We start from the raw sequence: 4183 nt of genomic DNA on the forward strand, positions 1-4183 counted from the left end.
GTAATGAATTCAAATGCAAATCATAAAGGATAAAATAATATATGAAAACAAGCCAAATATATGAAACTTTATAAATATGCTAGAATGTGCTGGACTAGGTATTCTATAAATTTAAATGAGAACATGCTTAAGGAATTTCTAAAATATAAAAACAATAGGATGAAATAATGGATGAAGAACTTTTTTGGGAAAACATTGTTCCAGTAGGACATATTAATGAAGAAACTTTAAAGAGCCAAATTTATATTAATAATATAAATTTTAGCACTTTACAATATGATGAAACAGTGTTACCTACAGAATTAGAGTGTTGTTATAATGAATTTAAATACTATCAAAAAAGCAATAATGAAATAGCAACACTAGGTTGGGCTATTAGCTATCAACTTCAAGTATTGTGGCAAAATAGCCCTAAGATAGATACAATACAAAATTATCATCTCCTCGTAAAACAAAATAAGCCTAATAATCCCCAAGCAGAACAAAGACTAAAAGAAATACAAAATTTCTTACAAAGTAAAGGTATAGAACCTCTTATTTTACATTATACCCCTTATCCAAACAACACACAAACCCAAGAGATGAAAAGACTAAGGCAAAATTCAGAGCGTTTTTCGCGCCATGTAGATAATAAAACAAATGAAGTAAGAGAAAAAAGGCGTTCTATTAAATTTTACACTATGCTAGATTGGGATAAGTTTTATTCTCATTTTCCTATAATAAAAAGACTAAGTAAAAAATTTCATACAAAAGAAGACATATACACTCAAAATTTTACAAAGCAAATAGAAATAATCTTACAAAAAACTCATAATATTTTGATATTAAAAAATTTGCCTCGAGGAGAATATAAATTTGATTTTGCGATCGATATAAAAGAAAATCGAAGCGATAAAAATGAAGAATCTTATATCATCATTAAAGAAAATGATGAAATTTCAAAAGATTATAAACGCATTTTAGACTGTAAGCCCTATGAGCTTGATACTTTAAATTGTCAATATATAGGTGTGGGTGATGATGAGTTTTTCAGACAAATTTGGCAAAATTTAGGTATAAATATTGCAGAGAAATTTAAGGTAGATTTTTCTTATGCTAGACTTGATAAATTTATTTTTGCGACATCGCCATTTGGACTTACTTATAATACATATGAGACTTTAGAGCAAACTTATGATGAACTCATGCAAGATCTATCTCTTTATGCTTGTAGTGGTAAATTTTCTTTTAATTTTGTTCCTTCAAAATTAAGCATTAAAAAAGAAATTCAAGGAGATAGAGAAAAAGTGCTATACCGCGTTGATGAAATGCTTGTTTATGTTTATGATAGCTTTGATTTTTTAGATCAAGGACATGAATTTGATGATAAGGGAAATTTTATCAAGCTAGGACAACCTGTTGGAGCTTGGGATTTTAATACGAAAACTTTTAGCATAGAAGGTTCTTTATATCAAATGGCAACTTATAGAGAATGGCTTGAATGGAAAATAGATGGATATAAAATTGATTGTTCAATAAGCCCTCAAAGAATTCTGCAATCTCCAAAAACCAAACAATACTATCTTTACAATCAAGATTATCAAGACTATCAAAAATTCACTCCTTATGGTTTGGACTTTAAACTTTATAGTAAAGATTTTATCACTAAACTTGATTTTAAAGATGAAGCTTATAATGTGCTTTATAATACAGGAGTTTAAATGGGAGAAGATATTATACTTTCTATTTTTTGGGGTTTATTTGGATTTATTCTTGCTTTTACTAATATAAAATTTTATCTTACAACTTTAAGTGTTCTTGTTGTCTTTTCTATTTTAAATTATTGGATTAAGATTAACATAAAAGAATTTGTAAAATCTTATTTTTTAATATCTTTTATTATCTTTTTTATGGCTATTGTTATCATATTTTATCTTAGCTATGATCTTGAATTTTATAAATCGCTTGTATTACTTGATCCTCCAGAAATTGAAAAATTATCACCGCAAGAATATAGAGTGCGTAATTATTTTAAATTTTTAACCTTTGCAACTATGTTTTTTTTAGTAATCACATTTATCATATTTCCTTGTTTATTACAAGCTTATTTATTTAAATGTTATAGCACAGGAGAAAAACACAAAAAATTAAGTTGGTTTATAGGGTTTGTGTGTAATGTTCCTATATTAATTGCGAGTGTATATGTGATATATGAAAATCTTTAAAGACTATCAAAAATTCACTCCTTATGGTTTGGATTTTAGACTTTATAGTAAGGATTTTATCACTAAGCTTGATTTTAAAGATAAAGCTTATAATGTGCTTTATGATACAGGAGTTTAAATGGGAGAAGATATTACATTTTCTATTTTTTTAGGTTTGGTAGGATTTATTTTTGCTTTTATTGATATAAAATTTTATCTTACAACTTTAAGTGTTCTTGTTGTCTTTTCTATTTTAAATTATTGGATTAAGATTAACATAAAAGAATTTGTAAAATCTTATTTTTTAATATCTTTTATTATCTTTTTTATGGCTATTGTTATTGTATTTTATCTTACTTATGATCTTGAAACTTCTAGAGGGCTTGTATTGCTTGGTCCTCCAGAAGTTGAAAAATTATCACCACAAGAATATAAAGCACATAATTATTTTGATTTTTTAGGTGGTATAACTTTTATTTTTTTAGTAATCACATTTTTTATACTTCCTTGTTTATTACAAGCTTATTTATTTAAATGTTATAGCACAGGAGAAAAACACAAAAAATTAAGTTGGTTTATAGGGTTTGTGTGTAATATCTTTTTATTAATTGTGAGTTTTTATAAGTTATATGAAAATCTTTAAAGACTATCAAAAATTCACTCCTTATGGTTTGGATTTTAGACTTTATAGTAAGGATTTTATCACTAAGCTTGATTTTAAAGATAAAGCTTATAATGTGCTTTATGATACAGGAGTTTAAATGGGAGAAGATATTACACTTTCTATTTTTTGGGGTTTGGTAGGATTTATTTTTAGGCTTGTTACTATTGATACAATACTTTATATTACAGCCTTAAGCGTTCTTATTGCCTTTTCTATTATAAATTATTGGATGAGAATTAACATAAAAGAATTTTTAAAATCTTATTTTTCAATATCTTTTATTATCTTTTTTACAGCTATTATTATCATATTTTATCTTAGCTATGATCTTGAAACTTATAGAGGATATGTAATGCTCGGTCCTCCAGAAGCTGAAGAATTATCACCACAAGAATATATAGTATATAAGTGTTTTAAATTTTTAATCTTTATAAATTTTATTTTTTTACAATCACATTTATTATATTTTCTTGTTTATTACAAGCTTATTTTTTTAAATGTTATAGCACAGAAGAAAAACGCAAAAAATTAAGTTGGTTTATAGGGTTTTTATGCAATATTATTATATTAATTGCAAGTGCATATTTGATGTATATATTTTAAAGACTATTAAAAATTTAATATATTTGATATAATATTCATTTATCTTAAATATTTAGAAAAAAAATGGATAGAGAATTATTTATAACAAGGCTTGCTTTTATAAACAATGACGAAATAGACACAATAGATAAAAATTCATCCATAGCATATTTAAAAGCCTTATATCAATGTGAAAATTCCATAGCTATAAATTATAATCAAGAAGAGCTTTTCACCCAAGCTACTGCTATAAACAATCTAGGCTATAATTCTACTTTCACAAAAATCTTCATCCTAGATAAAGAAAATCTAAATGATGCCTATCTTGATGCTAGAAAAAGGCTTTATAAATCTATCAATACTTTAAAAGAAAAAAGAAATGAAAAAATAAAAGATATCCAAGCCTATTTAGATAAAGAAATTTCCTTACAAGATAATCTAAATAATCAAAGCTTTAATACTAAGGAAAATGATGTTAATTTAATTTTAAACGAAGTATTTAACATAGAGCAATTTTATGATAAAAATACCAATACCATAGTATTAAAGACAAATAATATAAAAATCGTATTCTTAGATAAAGTAAATTTACAAGATTTGCAAGATAATTCTAACAATACTTCTTTCATCTCTATGTCAAATTTAATCCATATTTATGATAATCATTGTGATATTTTTGCAAAAGATAGAAGTGTTTTGGATATAAAGGACATAGAAGAAAAATATCAAATAGATTTTAAAAGTTTAGATATAA

At 25.1% G+C, this 4183-nt stretch carries 7 protein-coding genes; all 7 read left to right on the top strand.

All coding sequences use genetic code 11. From position 1 onward, the window contains the following. Positions 1-167 precede the first annotated feature (167 nt). Complete coding sequence (locus H2277_RS08640) at positions 168-1700, top strand: DUF6402 family protein (protein ID WP_337201915.1); 1533 nt, start codon at positions 168-170, stop codon at positions 1698-1700. Next, complete coding sequence (locus tag H2277_RS08645; protein WP_337201916.1) at positions 1701-2204, top strand: hypothetical protein; 504 nt, start codon at positions 1701-1703, stop codon at positions 2202-2204. Further along, positions 2191-2322, top strand: a complete 132-nt coding sequence (locus tag H2277_RS08650; RefSeq protein ID WP_265179185.1) for a hypothetical protein — start codon at positions 2191-2193, stop codon at positions 2320-2322. The genes H2277_RS08645 and H2277_RS08650 overlap by 14 nt, the downstream gene beginning before the upstream one ends. Continuing rightward, positions 2323-2826: a hypothetical protein gene (locus H2277_RS08655; protein WP_337201917.1), complete on the top strand. Its 504-nt coding sequence runs from the start codon at positions 2323-2325 to the stop codon at positions 2824-2826. After that, positions 2813-2944 (top strand): hypothetical protein, encoded by a 132-nt coding sequence (locus H2277_RS08660; protein ID WP_265179185.1) that lies wholly within the window; start codon positions 2813-2815, stop codon positions 2942-2944. The genes H2277_RS08655 and H2277_RS08660 overlap by 14 nt, the downstream gene beginning before the upstream one ends. Further along, positions 2945-3379, top strand: a complete 435-nt coding sequence (locus tag H2277_RS08665; protein WP_337201918.1) for a hypothetical protein — start codon at positions 2945-2947, stop codon at positions 3377-3379. Between the two features lie 134 nt (positions 3380-3513). Then, on the top strand, positions 3514-4183 hold a 670-nt coding region (locus tag H2277_RS08670), incomplete at its 3' end, for a hypothetical protein (protein ID WP_337201919.1).

Source organism: Campylobacter sp. W0014 (assembly GCF_020135975.1).
In the GTDB taxonomy this organism is placed as follows: domain Bacteria; phylum Campylobacterota; class Campylobacteria; order Campylobacterales; family Campylobacteraceae; genus Campylobacter_D.